The following is a 15,882-nucleotide window of genomic DNA, read 5'->3' on the forward strand; positions in this document are numbered from 1 at the left end:
AAAGATGTATTTATTTTTTAAAGGGATTCTTTGTGTGGTCGATGCTATTTCATGGTTGGAAATAAGAAATCTGAAACCGCGCTGTCAGACATCGCGATCAGATATGCGCCCCGTTGCGATACGCCGAAGGCGTCATGGTCGAATGGCTTTGAAACGCCCGTGTAAAATAGGCAGGTGTTGAAAATCCAAGACTTTTCGCAATCGCATTGACCGGTTCTTTGGTGTCGCGCAAAAGGCGGCGCGCTTCGTACATCACACGATCATTCAGGACTTGCGATGCCGGCTGGCCACTGACCTGATTGCAAACGCGGGTCAGATGCGTCGCCGTCACACCCAGTGCCGTGGCATAGTGCTGAACATTGTGCCCGGTTGGATATTTGTTTTCGATCAATCTGGTATAACGCGCAACCAACCGCGTGGCCGCATCGCTGTATTGCGCCGCGGCTTCTTCGGCGTGCTGACGGTCAAGCCAAACACCCAACAACGCGGCATAGGCAAACGCAGCACGGTCCTGACCGGGACGTTCGCTATCCAACTCACGTTGCAGCTGTTCCAGATTGGCATTGAATTCCTTGTGCGCAGATACATCACGGGTTCGCAGATGCACAGGATCAGTGGGCAATCCCAACCGTTCATCCTGGGGCAGAAAGATCACTGATCCAAATGTGCCGGTCCCCGGTTCAATCGCGAACATTGTTCCTGCTGGAATAAAAATTGCATTATGGGTGCCAAACCCACTGCGCCGACCCGCAACCGTAATACGGCCCTGTCCCCGTGTAATCCACAGCAACGTATGCGACGTTTCGCTGTGGGGCAGACTGGCACGCCACGGTTCACGCTTGACCATTTGGGCCAGCGGCAGGCTTTTGATTTGATCTAGCGTCTCTTTCGATACCACAGCGTCATCTTGTCGTTAAATTTCCAGGCAGCCCTAGTAGTGAAAAAATGTGGCATGCAATTCAAGCGCTTGTTAACCTTTTAAAAGGGGCAGGCGTAAGATTGCCACGTCTTCATTCTGGCCCGAAACCAGGTTCGCTGTCGTTTTGCGTATTGCCGCGACGATATAATCGCTGCCTCACGTGCCTGACCCAAGGTCATTCCCCCTTTCAAATAGGCAATAAGCTCGGGTGCACCAATCGCCTTTGACGATAGCGAATTGGGATTCCAATCCATCAAATTGTGGCGCGCTTCTTCGATCGCGCCCTGTTCAAGCATTGTGTCAAAACGTTTCACTATGCGTGAATTCAGCCAATCCTTGTCGGTCTGAAAGACGATGGGTTGCACTTGATCCAGGGGCATAAGCGGCGGTGGTGTCCGATCCTGCCAGTCGGCCAATCCTGTTTTGGTGGCTTGCAAAACCTCCCATGCCCGCTGAACGCGCACCGGGTTCAATGTATCAATCCGTGCCGCGGTCTTTGTGTCCAGTTCTGCCAGCAAGACATCGCTGCCTTCATCTGCCATCCTATGGTTTGCCAGTGTTCGCACGTCGGACGGTATAGCAGGAATGTCCGCTAACCCTTTTGTTAATGCAGTAAAATACAGCCCAGTACCCCCGACAATAATCGGTCGATCTACCTTTTTTAGAATGTCCCGCAGATCGTTAAGCCAGTGCCCAACCGAATAATCCGCATGGGCCCCAATATGCCCATAAAGATAATGATCGGCAGTCTTTAAATCTGCCTTTGACGGACGCGCCGTTAGCACAGACCAATTCGAAAACACCTGCAAAGCGTCTGCATTGATGATTTGCCCGCCCTGAGTGTCTGCAATTTCAAGCGCTAGGGCGGATTTACCCGATGCGGTTGGGCCAGCGATCAAGACAGCGCGGTCCTGTGCGAGGTTTTTGATGGCAAAAGACATGGCTATCCCGGCTGTCGGAATGGAATTTGTGCAGTCATGAACATCTTTTTGCGCACTTGGCCTTTGGTGATTGAACCCGGGCGGCATTTACGACATTTTGCACCGCAACGCAAAAAGGGATCAGGGATGACGGAAATGGATGGGGCAGATGGGCAGGCCAAGACGACATATAAACGGGTCTTGCTGAAAATATCGGGCGAAGCTTTGATGGGTGATCAGGGCTATGGGCTGCATCCACCGACGGTTCAACGTATCGCGAAAGAAGTGAAATCCGTTCACGATATGGGTGTCGAAATTTGTATGGTCATCGGTGGCGGCAACATTTTTCGCGGCTTGCAAGGCAGCGCGCAAGGGATGGAACGCACGACAGCCGATTACATGGGGATGCTGGCCACAGTCATGAATGCGCTGGCGATGCAATCCGCGCTGGAAGAACTGGACATCCACACCCGTGTCATCAGTGCGATACCGATGGATCAGGTGTGCGAGCCCTATATCCGCCGCCGCGCCGTGCGACACCTGGAAAAGAAACGGGTCTGCATTTTTGCGGCTGGCACCGGAAACCCCTATTTCACCACAGATACCGCCGCCACCCTGCGGGCAAATGAAATGAGCTGCGAGGCAATCTTTATGGGCAAGCAGGTCGACGGTGTTTATGATAAAGATCCAAAGAAACATGATGATGCCGTACGGTATGGACAGATTACCTATGACGAGGTTTTGCAACAGCATCTGGGCGTGATGGATGCCAGCGCCATTGCGTTGGCGCGCGACAACAATCTTCCGATCATCGTCTTTTCACTGGATGAACCGGGTGGCTTCAGGGGCATTCTGGCAGGCGAAGGTACGTATACAAGGGTACATGGGTAATGCGCATTCTATCTGTTTTTTTGATCTGCTTTGCCTTTGTGGCATCGGCCGATGAACAACAGTCTGCACTTCTTGAATTCATGGGCGGGCATGGGTGCACAATTAGTCAGGAAAGCCGCAATGCAGCACGTGCATCCGGTTTCACGCATGAACAAATAAATACCTTGATGCAGGAAAGCCTGTCCAATGGAGCGGCATCGCCGCAGGCTATCTGGATCGTTCTGGGTGAAGAGATTTGTGATATACGATTGCCGGACATAACAACGTCTGTTTTGGTAACAGACCCGGATATCATGGGCGTAACATCAGCAATCGATGAATATGCTAAAATGGGTCAGAATGGCTGCTTTTTGAAAGATGCTAAGACGGTTTTCAATGCCCGTCATGAAGGCGATGCGAATACCGCAGAGACAGAATATACTAAATTCCTTGCATCGCATTTTATGTCAGGTGATTTGCGGTTTTACGGTGAAGAGGTGCTTGAGACACCCATTGGCATTCAGGTGATGACAGGGGATTGCGCCGATGTTCCTCAAAGAGATGTGATTGAGGCAAATCACGCCTATCTTGTCGCTGATTTCGGATCATATGTCCGGGCCTTGGGAAAAGCGAATAGTTGCATAGATCCTGGGGCATCTGGTCTTCAGGTCACGCGGCAAATTTTACCTGATAACAAAAACAGCTGGTTGTTTTTCGAATACGACATAATTGCAATTGCGGCAGGATGGTACACGGGCGGATCAGATGGTCAGCCACGATCACCGCGTCCCCCACTGTGTCATTATTGATAAACAATGCAGTGGGTTGATAGTGGAAACAAAGCGGCAAGTTGCACAGGAACTGCACAGGCGTTCTATACAAATGTCCCAATTTGCAGCTATAGCAGTCACGTAACATACGAAGAGCACAGATATGTCAGAAGATTTTGAACTAGATACAGATGATCTTCAGCGCCGGATGGATGGGGCCATGGCCTCGCTTCGGACTGAATTTGCATCGCTGCGTACAGGGCGTGCATCGGCTAGCATGTTGGAACCGGTGATGGTGGATGCCTACGGTAGCATGACGCCGATCAATCAGGTGGGAACCGTTAACGTGCCTGAGCCGCGGATGGTCACCATCAATGTCTGGGACAAAGGGCTGGTCAGTAAGGTTGAAAAGGCAATTCGCGAAAGTGGTCTTGGGATCAACCCGCAGCTGAACGGCACGATCATCATGTTGCCAATCCCAGAGTTGAACGAAGAACGCAGAAAAGAACTGACCAAAGTTGCCGGAACCTATGCCGAAAATGCGCGGGTCAGCATTCGCAATATTCGCCGTGATGGGATGGATCAGATCAAGAAAGCCAAAGCTGATGGGATGTCCGAGGACGACCAAAAGCTGTGGGAAGATGAAGTTCAGGAATTAACGGATAAAATGATCAGTGCGATAGACGAAGCGCTGGAAACGAAGCAGTCAGAGATAATGCAGGTTTAAGGCGCCAAGCGTCAGAAAGGCCCGGTTTTATGGCCAAAGATATCGCAACACGCGGCCCCAATCATGTCGCGATCATCATGGATGGCAATGGTCGTTGGGCCACGCAACGTGGACGCCCACGCTTGTTTGGTCATCACGCAGGGGCCAAGCGCGTGCGCGAAATCGTCGAGGCTTGCCCGGATTTAGGCGTAAAATACCTGACGATTTTTGCGTTTTCGACTGAAAACTGGAAACGCACCCAAACTGAAGTCGCCGGTTTGATGAGTCTGTTTCGTCGTTATATCCAACGCGAAGCACGCGCATTATTCGAAGAAGGAGTGCGTGTTCGATTTATCGGTGACCGTATGAAGCTGGACGATAAGCTGGTCACATTGATGGATGAATTGGAATTGTTGACAGCTGTCAACTCTAAGGTGCATCTGACAATTGCCCTGAATTATGGGGGTCGGGATGAGGTTGCGCGCGCAACAAAACGCTTGGCCTATGAAGTGGCGGCTGGTCGTCTGGACCCCAAGGACGTGGACGACGAAACCTTGCCACGCTTTCTGGACACTTATGTGTTGCCTGACCCTGATTTGGTGATCCGCACCAGTGGCGAAGCACGTATTTCTAATTTCCTGCTATGGCAATCTGCCTATGCCGAATACGAGTTTATCGATACGCTTTGGCCTGACTTCAAAGCGGATGAATTTGCCGGACTAATTGCAAATTATTCCGAGCGGGACCGCAGATTTGGTGCCATCAAGACATGACTAAGAACCCCAAGTGGGAAGATTTACGGGATCGTGTGATCTATGGTGCAGGTATGGCCGTTTTGGGCATGCTTGGCATTTGGTTGGGCGGCATTTGGTTTCAGATGCTGGCCGTGTTTGTCACGGCTGTGATGATCTGGGAGCTGACTTTGATGGTGCGTCTTGATGCGCCGACCCAAGGCATGTTGCTGGCGGCGTTTACGGCCAGCGTTTTATCAGGATTGCTGGCCACAGAACAAACTGGCCTGATCCTGTCATTGCTTTTTGTGCCCGCCATTGTTGGCGCAGTTATGATGCCACGGGAACGGCTGACATTTTTTCTGTTTGCGCTTGGCATTGTTGTGGCGGGCTGGGGATTGGTTGTCTTTCGCGAAACCTACGGGGTTGTCTGGTTGTTCTGGTTGATCGCTGTTGTGATTGCGACGGATATATTCGGTTATTTCGCGGGCCGCATGATTGGCGGGCCCAAGTTTTGGCCTGCGGTCAGCCCCAAGAAAACCTGGTCGGGAACAATCGCGGGTTGGGTTGCTTCAGCCATTATCGGCTTCATATTCTTGGGGTTCACAAATGCAGGTAATGATTTGCCGTGGATTTCTGTGGCGCTGTCATTTGCTAGTCAAATGGGTGATATCGCGGAAAGTGCTTTGAAACGACGCATGAAGGTCAAGGACAGTTCGACCCTGATCCCAGGACACGGTGGTTTATTTGATCGTTTCGACGGATTACTGGGAGCGGCTTTGGTGATGCTGTTCGTCGCACTGGTCGTTGATATTCCAGAGGTGCGATTCTGACCCGCAAAGTCACCATATTTGGCGCAACAGGATCAGTCGGGCAGAATACGATTGATCTAATCAAGCGCGCACCTAATGAATTTGACGTTGTCGCTTTGTCTGGTGGACGTAACATTCAAGCATTGGCAGAGGATGCCAAAGCCTTGCATGCTGAAATTGCGATTACGGCTTATGATGACGGTCTGGCAGATCTGAAAGATGCGCTTACAGGAACTGGAATAGAAGTCGCCAGTGGTGCGCAGGCGATTGAAGACGCGGCCAGTCGTCCCGCAGATTGGATCATGTCAGCGATTGTGGGGGCGGCCGGTTTGAAACCAGGTTTGCGTGCGCTGCAGCAGGGCACAACATTGGCTTTGGCAAACAAAGAGTCACTGGTGACAGCGGGATCTTTACTGATGGGCACCGCAAAAAAGTACAACGCGACGGTTCTACCTGTCGACAGTGAACATTCTGCGGTGTTTCAGGCCTTGGTTGGCGAAGACATCAAAGCGGTTGAGCGGGTTATCATCACAGCCTCGGGCGGGGCATTTCGTGATTGGCCCCTTGATAAGCTGGCCAATGCGACACTGGCGCAGGCATCCAGTCACCCGAACTGGGATATGGGTCAGCGCATCACAATTGACAGCGCGTCCATGTTTAATAAATCTTTGGAACTTATTGAAACAAAAGAGTTTTTTGACGTTACGCCTGATCAGATCGAAGTTATTATTCATCCTGAAAGCCTGATCCATGCTTTGGTTGGCTTTTGCGATGGGGCGTTGATGGCGCATGTGGGGCCACCTGATATGCGCCACGCGATTGGTTTTGCTTTGAACTGGCCTGAACGCCGCGCCTTGCCTGTTGACCGGTTGAACCTGGTAGATATTGGTGCTTTTACGTTTATTGCTCCGGACGAAGTTCGTTATCCAGCCTTACGCTTGGCGCGTGAAGTGATGGAGGCGGGCGGTTTATCCGGTGCCGCGTTCAATGCCGCCAAAGAACGCGCATTGGATGGTTTTATCGCCGGAGAGATCGGATTTTTGCAAATGGCTGATGTTGTTGACGCGACGTTGAACCGCATGGTCGCGAAAGAAACACTTTTAAGTAATCAGATGTGTCTTGATAACGTGGTGGAAACCGATCATCTGGCACGCATATATGCAACCGAGATTATACACGCACTTTAAGGAGCGTTTACATGGATATTACCAGTTTTGCCGCGGGGTTTGGTGGTGTGACGTATATGATCCTCTTTTTGATCATTGCGCTGTCAATTATCGTAGCCATTCATGAGTACGGACATTACATCGTCGGTCGTTGGTGCGGTATTCATGCCGAAGTGTTTTCCATCGGGTTCGGGCCCGTCATCTATTCACGTCGGGACAAACGTGGCACGCAATGGCAGATCGCCATTTTACCCTTGGGTGGATTTGTAAAGTTTCTTGGCGACGCGGATGCGGCCAGTGGCAAAGATGGTGAACGTGTTGCATCCCTAAGTGCTGCAGAACAACGCCGGACAATGCACGGCGCCCCACTTTGGGCACGGTCTGCCACGGTTGTGGCGGGGCCTGTCTTTAACTTTATTTTTTCTATCGCCATCTTCACCGGTTTGATCCTTTATCAAGGTCAGCCGACCGAAGATTTTGTAATCGAAGATTTTCTGCCCTTACCGGATGTCTATACGCAGGAACTTCAGCCTGGTGATGTTGTCGTGGCGATCAATGGTCAAGAAATCGGCGCAGATCTTGGGGCGGTCTTGGCCAATCTGCCAAGCGCACGCGAAATTGACTATGGTATCATTCGCGACGGTGAAGCCATAACAGTAACAGCGCCACATCTGATGCCGCCTGTTGTGCATGGCCTGACACCGCGTCTTCCGGCAATGGATATTGATATGAAGATCGGCGATGTGATTACGGCTGTAGATGGCGCGCCGGTTTACACATTTGAAGACTTCAGACAGATCGTCGTTAATTCCGAAGGGAAGCCGCTGAAACTTGACGTCTGGCGCGACGGCGAACAGATGGATTTCGTGCTTGTTCCACGCAAAATAGATTATCCGCTTGAGGATGGCACATTTGAGAAGCGTTATTTGATTGGCATGACATCTGGATTGTTCATTGAACGTCAGGCAGAGAATGTCGGGTTTTTCACAGCTGTCTGGTATGGTGTTGAAAATACGTTTGTCATCATGAGCTCAAGCGTGAATGCGCTTTGGAATATCATCACGGGTGCGATCAGCACGTGCAATCTTTCGGGTCCTGTTGGTATCGCTGAAATGTCGTCTGGCATGGCAAGCCAGGGTACAATGAGTTTTATTCAGTTTATCGCGGTTTTGTCGACTGCGATTGGTTTTATTAATTTGTTTCCCATTCCTGTTTTGGATGGCGGCCATCTGGTGTTTCACGCCTATGAGGCCGTTCGGGGTAAGCCCCCCAATGATCAAGCGTTGAAGTACATGATGATTGCCGGATTGACGATCATGCTTTCATTCATGGTTTTTGCGCTGACAAATGACATTTTTTGCCCCTAAAAAGGGGCGGAATTTCGCGCGTCGCGCCTGAATTAGGCACATCATACAGTGTTGCCCGATTATACGCCGACTAGGTTTTGACAAGTCTGCCCCAAGCCGTTAACTGCATTGAAACGGGGCAGCATTGGCGGAGAAGAATCATGGCCGCATGTTGGGGCGCTTTCACACAAAGTGTTTCTTTATTTAAAAAATTGCGTTTCACTGGATTAGCTTTATTAGCATTTCTGGTAACGACTTTGGTCGTGAATGCACAATCATACACTTTCAACACAGTTCAGATCGAAGGCAATCAGCGTGTCGAACAAGGCACAATCCTGACCTATGCCGGGATTGCGCGGGGCGAACGCGTGTCAGCAGGGCGATTGAATGACGCTTATCAGAATATTCTGGAATCTGGATTATTCGAAAGCGTTGAGCTTGAGCCGCGCGGATCGACCCTGATCATCAGGGTAAGGGAATTCCCGACGATCAACCGCATCAGCATCGAAGGCAATCGCCGTATCAAGGACGAAGCCATTTTGGGTTTGTTGCAATCGCGGCCACGTCGAGTCTATAGCCCGACTGTTGCCGAACGGGATGCCGCGTTGATCACGCAAGCCTATGCTCAAGCTGGACGGTTTGCGGCGACTGTAACACCATCCATCATTCGCAGATCTGATAACCGTGTCGATCTGGTTTTTGATATCAGCGAATCCGGTGTGATTGAGATCGAACGCATCAGCTTTACAGGCAATCGCGATTATTCTGATCGCCGGTTGCGCCGCGTTTTGGAAACCAAGCAAGCTGGCATTTTCCGTCAGTTGATCGGTCGCGATACTTTTGTTGAAGACCGTATTGAATTCGACAAGCAGGTGTTGCGTGATTTTTACCTGTCGCGCGGGTATGTTGATTTTCAGACGCTGAATGTCAGCTCAGAATTGACACGTGAACGTGACGCTTTCTTGATTACGTTTAATGTGCGTGAAGGGCAGCAGTTCAAATTTGGTCAGGTTCGTGCCGTTAGTTTGATCGACAATGTGGACGAGGAAGACTTTCAGGACGTGATTAATATCCGCCCTGGCGTGACGTATTCCCCCACGGCCATTGAAACTGTTATCACCCGAATGGAACGTCTGGCACTGCAAAAAGGTCTGAACTTTGTCCGCGTTCAACCCAACGTATCGCGAAACGATCGTCAGCAGACGCTGGATATCAATTTCGAAATCACACGTGGCCCCCGTGTCTTTGTGGAACGTATTGATATTGAGGGGAACACCACAACGCTTGATCGTGTCATTCGCCGTCAGTTTCGTATTGTAGAAGGTGATCCGTTCAATCCGCGTGAAATCAGACAAAGTGCTGAACGTATCCGTGCCCTTGGACTTTTTGCAAATGCCGAAGCAAACGTACGCGAAGGATCCAGCCCAGACACTGTTATTATTGATGTCGATGTCGAAGAACAGAATACCGGGTCTTTGAACTTTGGTGCCAACTTTAATGCAAATGACGGTATTGGTTTGGCTGTCGGGTTCCGTGAACGCAACTTTCTGGGACGCGGGCAATCGCTTTCGTTTGGGTTTAACACATCAGCAGACAATGCAAGTTATAACTTCGGCTTTGCTGAACCTGCGTTTCTGGGGCGGGATCTTCGCTTTGGTATTGATCTAAGGTACGCCACGACTGACGGGCGGTTTTCTGACTATGCCACGACATTGGCGCGGTTCAGCCCATCACTTTCCTTTCCTGTCAGCGAAAATGGGCGGCTATCTGTTCGATATGCGCTGCAACAGGATGAAATTTCTGATGTCGAAGATGATTCCTCGCAATTGGTTATCCAGGATGGCGATGCTGGCGCTTTGATAACCAGTTCAGTTGGTTACAGCTACACCTTTGATAACCGCGTGACGGGCCTGAATCCCAATGCCGGTATCTTGCTGCGGTTCAGTCAGGATATCGCAGGTCTTGGTGGGGATCGTGAATATCTGCGAACGGTCGCGTTTCTGGGCGCGCAGACAGCAGTGCTGAACGAAGAGGTTACGTTGCGGGCCATTTTCGAAGGTGGCGCGATCAATACGTTCGACGGAAATTCAAGAATCACGGATCGCTTTAGCGGGAACGGGAAAATTCGCGGGTTTGAACCAAATGGCTATGGTCCACGCGATTTGAATGCCGAAAATGAAGACGCGGTATATGGCAACATTTTCGCAGCCGCCCGGTTCGAAGCGGATTTTCCACTGCCTTTGCCAGAAGAATATGGCATATCAGGCGGGGCATTCTTTGATATCGGGTCGGTTTGGGATCTGGATGATGATCTTGGCGGAACGATTGATGACGATCTGATCTTGCGATCCTCTGTCGGGCTGTCTTTCTTGTGGACGACGCCATTGGGCCCGCTGCGTTTTAACTTTGCACAACCCTTGTCAATCGAAGACTATGACAATCCGCAATACTTCGACCTGTCCATCTCAACGAGCTTTTAATGCTAAGGTGGATGGCAATCTTGATGCTATGGCTTGCCGCAGGGCAGGCCATGGCGCAACAAGATCAGGTTTTGCCATCCAGTGATGTGCTGGTCATTAACAGACAGCGTCTTTTTGAAGAAAGCGCCTATGGGCGTGCTATCCTGTTCACCTTGAACCAACGGGCTGGTGAAATTAGGGCGGAAAATCAAAGGCTTATACAAGATCTTGAAGCAGAAGAACGTGATCTTGCGTTAAAGCGTTCCACATTGCCACAAGATGAATTTCAAACCCTTGCTGAAGCTTTCGATGAAAAAGTGCAAAAGATCAGGCGTGATCGCGACACGCAAGAACGTCGTTTTGATCTGATTGTGGAACAGACAAGGGTCGACTTTACAAATAAAACGGCTCCAATTCTTGAGAAAATATTGTTGGAAAGCGGCGCTTCGATCATTTTGTATCAGACTGAAGACAGCAATTTCATGGCACTTCCAAAGGTTGATGTAACAGCGATTGCCATTCAACGCATTGATGCTGAATTCAGCGCCAATGGATCTACACCGCAGTAGATACCTTGTGCAGGTTCGACCCAAATGCTAGCCCATCTTAAATGATAATAAAGACGAGGGCCCGATGACCGATCATTTGAAAACAGCCGATATCGATACGATCCAGCGGATTTTACCGCATAGATATCCCTTTTTGCTGGTCGATAAAGTCGTTGATATTGACGGTTCAAAATCGGCAAAGGGTATCAAGAACGTCACATTCAATGAACCCCATTTTCAGGGCCATTTTCCGGGCGCCCCGATTATGCCAGGTGTGACAATTATCGAAGCGATGGCACAAACGGCTGCTGTTATGGTGGGTGTCGATATGGAAATGCTAGACAAGGAGATGCTTGTCTATTTCATGGCAATCGACAAATGCAAATTCCGACGTAAAGTTATGCCGGGGGATGTGTTGGAAATGAACATCGAAACCAAACGTGGCGGATCTAAGATCTGGAAATTCAGCGGGCGCGCGACGGTGGATGGCGAACTGGCTGCCGAAGCAGAATTCACGGCCATGCTAGATCTGCCCGAGGCTGAATAATGGCAATTGACCCCACTGCACAGGTTCACGCAACAGCCCATATCGAAGAGGGTGCCGTTGTTGGAAAGAATTGTATCATTGGCCCATTTGCTCTGGTTGGGTCAGATGTTGTTTTGGCCGATGGGGTTGAACTGAAAAGCCACGCGGTGGTGACTGGTCAAACTGAAATTGGTGCAGAAACCGTTATCTTTTCCTTTGCGGTGATTGGCGAAATTCCGCAGGATCAGAAATTCAAAGGCGAAAAAACGCGCCTTGTCATCGGGGCACGAAATCGAATTCGTGAACATGTCACGATGAATACTGGCACCAAGGGTGGCGGCGGCGTCACACGCGTTGGCGATGATGGTTTGTTCATGGCCGGGTGCCATGTTGCCCATGACGCAAAGGTTGGAAACCGGGTTATTATGGTCAACAACTCTGCTTTGGCAGGGCATTGCATTATCGGAGATGACGTTATCATCGGCGGGCTGTCAGGTATTCACCAATGGGTGCGCATTGGCAACGGCGCGATTATCGGTGCTGTTAGCATGGTCACGAATGACGTGATCCCGCACGGCTTGGTACAGGGGCCCCGGGGAGAGCTGGACGGGCTAAATTTGGTCGGTTTGAAACGCAAAGGTGTTGCGCGTGGCGATATTACTGCCCTTCGGGCGGCCTTTCAAATGCTGGCACAAGGCGAAGGTGCTTTTATCGACCGCGCCCGAAAATTATCAGATGAAACCGAAAGTGATTATGTACGTGAGGTAGTTGATTTCGTTCTGGGCGACTCGGATCGGTCGTTCCTGACCCCGCGCTGATGATTGCGATTGTTGCAGGGCAGGGTGATCTTCCGCGCCACATTATAAAATCGCTGCAAGCGCAAAATCTGCCATTTCAACTATGCCAGATGCATGGATTTCCCGTTTCCCTTGATCACCCGGTTCTTGAATTCAGAATTGAACAGTTGGGCAGTTTTCTGCAAGAGCTTAAGGCACGGGATGTAACCAAAGTGGTATTTGCCGGATCTGTTCACAGACCAAAGATTGATCCAACCGCAATTAATGCGCAGACCATACCTTTGGTGCCACGCATGATGCAGGCAATACAGCAAGGCGATGATGCAGCATTACGTGTTGTATTGGATATCTTTCAGGATGCAGGATTCTCGATCTGTGCCGCTGTTGATATTGCACCTAATTTGATGCCTGATGCTGGTAATTATACCGACGTATTCCCATCTGATATTCATAAAAAAGATACCAGTCGTGCCGTTAAGTTATTAGATACAATCGCACCGCTAGATATTGGGCAGGCTTGTGTTGTGGGCTCTGGCCAGGTCATTGCAGTCGAAGGGATCATGGGCACAGACTGGATGCTGTTGTCACTAAATCCTGATCTGATTGAACAGTCAGCTGCCCGACCAAAAGGGGGGGTGTTCTATAAAGCCCCCAAATTCGACCAGGACCGTCGGATTGACATGCCGACGATTGGTGTATCAACGGTGGATTCTGTTGAAGCCGCTGGCTTGGACGGGATTGTGATCGAAGCACGCGGTGTCCAGGTTCTTGATTTTGACAAGGTTGTGGCACGTGCAAATGAAAAGGGCCTGTTCCTTTGGGTGCGTGAAAGATCCCTATGAAACTGTTTTTAATCGCGGGTGAACCGTCTGGCGATAAACTTGGCGCGGCCCTTATGAAAGGGCTACAGCAGCTTATTCCTGACGTAGAATTTCACGGTATTGGTGGTCCCTTGATGCAGCAACAGGGTTTGATCAGCCTGTTTCCGATGGACGAACTTAGTATCATGGGCATTGCCGAGGTTTTGCCAAAGTATTTCCATCTAAAGCGACGGATCAGGCAAACTGCGGATAAGGTTCTGACACTGAAGCCAGATGCGTTGATCACAATTGACAGCCCTGATTTTTGTCTGCGTGTTGCAAAGATTGTAAAAGCGCAAAGTTATATCAGAACAGTACATTATGTTGCGCCAACCGTTTGGGCCTGGCGCCCAAAGCGGGCACAGAAAATGGCACAAATGATCGATCATGTACTGGCACTATTTCCGTTTGAACCGCCATACATGCAAGCGGCCGGAATGCGGTGCGATTTTGTTGGTCATCCTGTGGTGTCCGAACCACAGGCGAATGATGCGGATGTGCAGGCGTTTCGCCAAAGATATGATATCGCTGATCAGACCCCTGTCGTTCTTGTTCTTCCTGGCTCCCGCAAGGGCGAGGTCAGTCGCCTTGCAGCGATTTTCGGGCAGGCTTTAAAACCTGTTCTGACCAAACATCCAGATGCGCGTATTGTTGTCCCTGTGGCATCGCCCGTATCAGGATTGGTTCAGGATTTGACCAGTGATTGGCCCTGCAAGCCAATCATTCTTGATCCAGCCCAAATGTCTATTGATGCGTATGTTTCCGAAAAACGTACAGCTTTTCGTGCCGCTGATGTGGCGTTGGCTGCTTCTGGAACCGTGTCGCTTGAATTAGCTGCAAGTGCGACGCCAATGGTCATCGCCTATGATATGAACATCATTTCAAGATACCTGATCCGGCGTATGTTGCTGGTTGATACAGTCACTTTGGTTAATCTGGTCTCTGAAACGCGGACAGTGCCTGAATTTCTTGGCGCTGACTGCCAGCCTGAACCGATTGGGCAAGCTTTGATTGGTGTTTTGGCCGATCCGTCAGCGCAACTGGACGCGATGCGCGTAACCTTATCGCGACTGGGACAAGGTCAAAAGGACCCGGGGCTTCGCGCTGCTGAAGCCATCATTGACGATATCAGTAGAATATCCGCCACTGATCAAAGATGATGACGCAATTGTCGCGCAAAACCCGCAAGGGTTTGATAAGCGGTTAATATCCACGCCAGATCCAACCACCGCCCAGGATACGGCTGCCAGACGTTTCATAAAACACGCAAGCTTGACCCGGTGACACACCTTCTTCGGGGGTCAACAGTTCGATTTCTGCTTCTGTGTCTGAAATTGGTCGGATGATCGCATCGCGCGGAGGACGTGTTGATCGTACTTTGATCGCGACGTGACGTTCGGACTGATCGCTAAACTTTCCATCGCCCAACCAATTGATTTCACGCACAGGAATGGTGCGCGTGGCCAGCATCTCTTTGGGGCCAACAATTACGTGACGTTTATCGACATCAAGCCTGACCACATAAAGCGGGTCGCCCAGGCCACCAATCCCAAGACCGCGACGTTGACCAATCGTATAATGGATCACACCTTTGTGCTGGCCTAGAATATTCCCATCGACATCAACAATATCTCCGGGATCCGCAGCCCCAGGGCGCAGTTTTTCAATCACGCTGGCGTAATTCCCGTTTGGCACAAAGCAGATGTCCTGACTGTCCGGTTTGTCCGCCACGCTTAGCCCATATCGGCTGGCCAAAGCACGCGTTGCCTCTTTTGACGGCAAATGCCCAAGCGGAAAACGTAGGTAATCCAATTGTTCCGGGGTCGTCGAGAACAAAAAATAGCTTTGATCCCGCGCGGCATCTTCGGCGCTATGTAACTCGGGCCCTTTTTGCCCCATTTTGCGCTGAATGTAATGGCCTGTGGCCATGCAATCGGCGTCCAGATCCTTGGCCGTTTCCAGCAGGTCCTTGAATTTCACCCTCTCATTACAGCGTATGCAAGGAACAGGCGTCGCGCCCGCCAGATAGCTGTCGGCGAATTCGTCGATGACGGCTTCCCTAAAGGTGTTTTCATAATCCAGCACGTAATGGGGAAAGCCCATTTCTTCAGCCACGCGCCGGGCGTCGTGAATATCACGGCCCGCACAACACGCGCCTTTCTTGGCCAAGGCAGCACCGTGGTCATAAAGCTGAAGGGTAACGCCTACGACATCGTATCCTTCTTCAGCCAATTGTGCTGCCACAACAGAACTGTCGACACCACCGGACATGGCAACCACCACACGTGTTTCAGCCGGAGTTTTCGCAAACCCCAGTGAATTCACTACTTTGTCATTGTCCAGCGCCATAAAATTCTCCTGAATTTTAAACGAAATATAGGAAAATGCGAAAGACTAACAAGGGGGTGTTTCACCACACGTTAATCCCGTCACGTCATGGTGACCACAATAT

At 50.5% G+C, this 15,882-nt stretch carries 16 protein-coding genes; 13 read left to right on the top strand and 3 right to left on the bottom strand.

Annotated features, from left to right (window positions below):
* Positions 1 to 97: 97 nt before the first annotated feature.
* Positions 98 to 898: a helix-turn-helix domain-containing protein gene (locus HRQ87_RS11195; RefSeq protein WP_174138339.1), complete on the bottom strand. Its 801-nt coding sequence runs from the start codon at positions 896 to 898 to the stop codon at positions 98 to 100.
* Positions 899 to 978: 80 nt separating this feature from the next.
* Entirely contained in the window at positions 979 to 1,860 is an 882-nt protein-coding gene (gene miaA / locus HRQ87_RS11200; RefSeq protein WP_174138341.1) for a tRNA (adenosine(37)-N6)-dimethylallyltransferase MiaA, read from the bottom strand.
* Between the two features lie 126 nt (positions 1,861 to 1,986).
* Here miaA and pyrH point away from each other — a divergent pair, with 126 nt between their 5' ends.
* The 13 genes from pyrH (at position 1,987) to lpxB (ending at position 14,590) form a co-directional block, all read left to right on the top strand.
* Positions 1,987 to 2,730 carry a UMP kinase gene (gene pyrH / locus HRQ87_RS11205; RefSeq protein ID WP_246252135.1) on the top strand — a complete coding sequence of 248 codons (744 nt, stop codon included), beginning with the start codon at positions 1,987 to 1,989 and terminating at the stop codon, positions 2,728 to 2,730.
* Entirely contained in the window at positions 2,730 to 3,518 is a 789-nt protein-coding gene (locus HRQ87_RS11210) for a hypothetical protein (protein ID WP_174138343.1), read from the top strand. The genes pyrH and HRQ87_RS11210 overlap by 1 nt, the downstream gene beginning before the upstream one ends.
* A 124-nt stretch (positions 3,519 to 3,642) precedes the next feature.
* A complete protein-coding gene (gene frr, locus HRQ87_RS11215) occupies positions 3,643 to 4,206 on the top strand; it encodes a ribosome recycling factor (protein WP_174138345.1) in 564 nt (187 codons plus the stop codon).
* Between the two features lie 29 nt (positions 4,207 to 4,235).
* Positions 4,236 to 4,958 carry a polyprenyl diphosphate synthase gene (gene uppS / locus HRQ87_RS11220; protein ID WP_174138347.1) on the top strand — a complete coding sequence of 241 codons (723 nt, stop codon included), beginning with the start codon at positions 4,236 to 4,238 and terminating at the stop codon, positions 4,956 to 4,958.
* Complete coding sequence (locus HRQ87_RS11225; protein WP_174138349.1) at positions 4,955 to 5,749, top strand: phosphatidate cytidylyltransferase; 795 nt, start codon at positions 4,955 to 4,957, stop codon at positions 5,747 to 5,749. Before uppS ends, HRQ87_RS11225 begins: the two co-directional genes overlap by 4 nt.
* Positions 5,746 to 6,915 carry a 1-deoxy-D-xylulose-5-phosphate reductoisomerase gene (gene dxr, locus HRQ87_RS11230; RefSeq protein WP_174138654.1) on the top strand — a complete coding sequence of 390 codons (1,170 nt, stop codon included), beginning with the start codon at positions 5,746 to 5,748 and terminating at the stop codon, positions 6,913 to 6,915. Before HRQ87_RS11225 ends, dxr begins: the two co-directional genes overlap by 4 nt.
* An 11-nt stretch (positions 6,916 to 6,926) precedes the next feature.
* A complete protein-coding gene (rseP, locus tag HRQ87_RS11235; protein ID WP_174138351.1) occupies positions 6,927 to 8,261 on the top strand; it encodes an RIP metalloprotease RseP in 1,335 nt (444 codons plus the stop codon).
* A gap of 140 nt (positions 8,262 to 8,401) precedes the next feature.
* Positions 8,402 to 10,720: an outer membrane protein assembly factor BamA gene (gene bamA / locus HRQ87_RS11240; RefSeq protein ID WP_174138353.1), complete on the top strand. Its 2,319-nt coding sequence runs from the start codon at positions 8,402 to 8,404 to the stop codon at positions 10,718 to 10,720.
* Between the two features lie 23 nt (positions 10,721 to 10,743).
* The gene (locus HRQ87_RS11245) at positions 10,744 to 11,268 is read left to right on the top strand and encodes an OmpH/Skp family outer membrane protein (RefSeq protein ID WP_246252175.1); all 525 of its coding nucleotides are present in this window, start codon (positions 10,744 to 10,746) and stop codon (positions 11,266 to 11,268) included.
* A 64-nt stretch (positions 11,269 to 11,332) separates the two neighbouring features.
* Entirely contained in the window at positions 11,333 to 11,794 is a 462-nt protein-coding gene (gene fabZ / locus HRQ87_RS11250) for a 3-hydroxyacyl-ACP dehydratase FabZ (protein WP_174138357.1), read from the top strand.
* Positions 11,794 to 12,591 (top strand): acyl-ACP--UDP-N-acetylglucosamine O-acyltransferase, encoded by a 798-nt coding sequence (lpxA, locus tag HRQ87_RS11255; RefSeq protein WP_174138359.1) that lies wholly within the window; start codon positions 11,794 to 11,796, stop codon positions 12,589 to 12,591. The genes fabZ and lpxA overlap by 1 nt, the downstream gene beginning before the upstream one ends.
* Complete coding sequence (locus HRQ87_RS11260; RefSeq protein ID WP_174138361.1) at positions 12,591 to 13,412, top strand: LpxI family protein; 822 nt, start codon at positions 12,591 to 12,593, stop codon at positions 13,410 to 13,412. Before lpxA ends, HRQ87_RS11260 begins: the two co-directional genes overlap by 1 nt.
* A complete protein-coding gene (lpxB, locus tag HRQ87_RS11265) occupies positions 13,409 to 14,590 on the top strand; it encodes a lipid-A-disaccharide synthase (protein ID WP_174138363.1) in 1,182 nt (393 codons plus the stop codon). The genes HRQ87_RS11260 and lpxB overlap by 4 nt, the downstream gene beginning before the upstream one ends.
* Before the next feature lie 43 nt (positions 14,591 to 14,633).
* Here the strand turns inward: lpxB and mnmA are convergent, their stop codons facing one another.
* Positions 14,634 to 15,779, bottom strand: coding sequence for a tRNA 2-thiouridine(34) synthase MnmA (gene mnmA / locus HRQ87_RS11270; RefSeq protein ID WP_174138365.1), 1,146 nt, complete (start codon positions 15,777 to 15,779; stop codon positions 14,634 to 14,636).
* Positions 15,780 to 15,882: the final 103 nt, after the last annotated feature.

The sequence above is a fragment of the Parasulfitobacter algicola genome (genome assembly GCF_013315265.1).
GTDB lineage: Bacteria > Pseudomonadota > Alphaproteobacteria > Rhodobacterales > Rhodobacteraceae > Parasulfitobacter > Parasulfitobacter algicola.

Bases quoted from the DNA above. Each gene is read 5' to 3' on its own strand.
- bamA (WP_174138353.1), top strand. From the start codon at position 8,402: ATGGCCGCATGTTGGGGCGCTTTCACACAAAGTGTTTCTTTATTTAAA.
- pyrH (WP_246252135.1), top strand. From the start codon at position 1,987: ATGACGGAAATGGATGGGGCAGATGGGCAGGCCAAGACGACATATAAA.
- lpxB (WP_174138363.1), top strand. From the start codon at position 13,409: ATGAAACTGTTTTTAATCGCGGGTGAACCGTCTGGCGATAAACTTGGC.
- HRQ87_RS11245 (WP_246252175.1), top strand. From the start codon at position 10,744: ATGCTATGGCTTGCCGCAGGGCAGGCCATGGCGCAACAAGATCAGGTT.
- uppS (WP_174138347.1), top strand. From the start codon at position 4,236: ATGGCCAAAGATATCGCAACACGCGGCCCCAATCATGTCGCGATCATC.
- frr (WP_174138345.1), top strand. From the start codon at position 3,643: ATGTCAGAAGATTTTGAACTAGATACAGATGATCTTCAGCGCCGGATG.
- mnmA (WP_174138365.1), bottom strand. From the start codon at position 15,779: ATGGCGCTGGACAATGACAAAGTAGTGAATTCACTGGGGTTTGCGAAA.
- rseP (WP_174138351.1), top strand. From the start codon at position 6,927: ATGGATATTACCAGTTTTGCCGCGGGGTTTGGTGGTGTGACGTATATG.
- HRQ87_RS11225 (WP_174138349.1), top strand. From the start codon at position 4,955: ATGACTAAGAACCCCAAGTGGGAAGATTTACGGGATCGTGTGATCTAT.
- HRQ87_RS11260 (WP_174138361.1), top strand. From the start codon at position 12,591: ATGATTGCGATTGTTGCAGGGCAGGGTGATCTTCCGCGCCACATTATA.
- lpxA (WP_174138359.1), top strand. From the start codon at position 11,794: ATGGCAATTGACCCCACTGCACAGGTTCACGCAACAGCCCATATCGAA.
- fabZ (WP_174138357.1), top strand. From the start codon at position 11,333: ATGACCGATCATTTGAAAACAGCCGATATCGATACGATCCAGCGGATT.
- HRQ87_RS11210 (WP_174138343.1), top strand. From the start codon at position 2,730: ATGCGCATTCTATCTGTTTTTTTGATCTGCTTTGCCTTTGTGGCATCG.
- miaA (WP_174138341.1), bottom strand. From the start codon at position 1,860: ATGTCTTTTGCCATCAAAAACCTCGCACAGGACCGCGCTGTCTTGATC.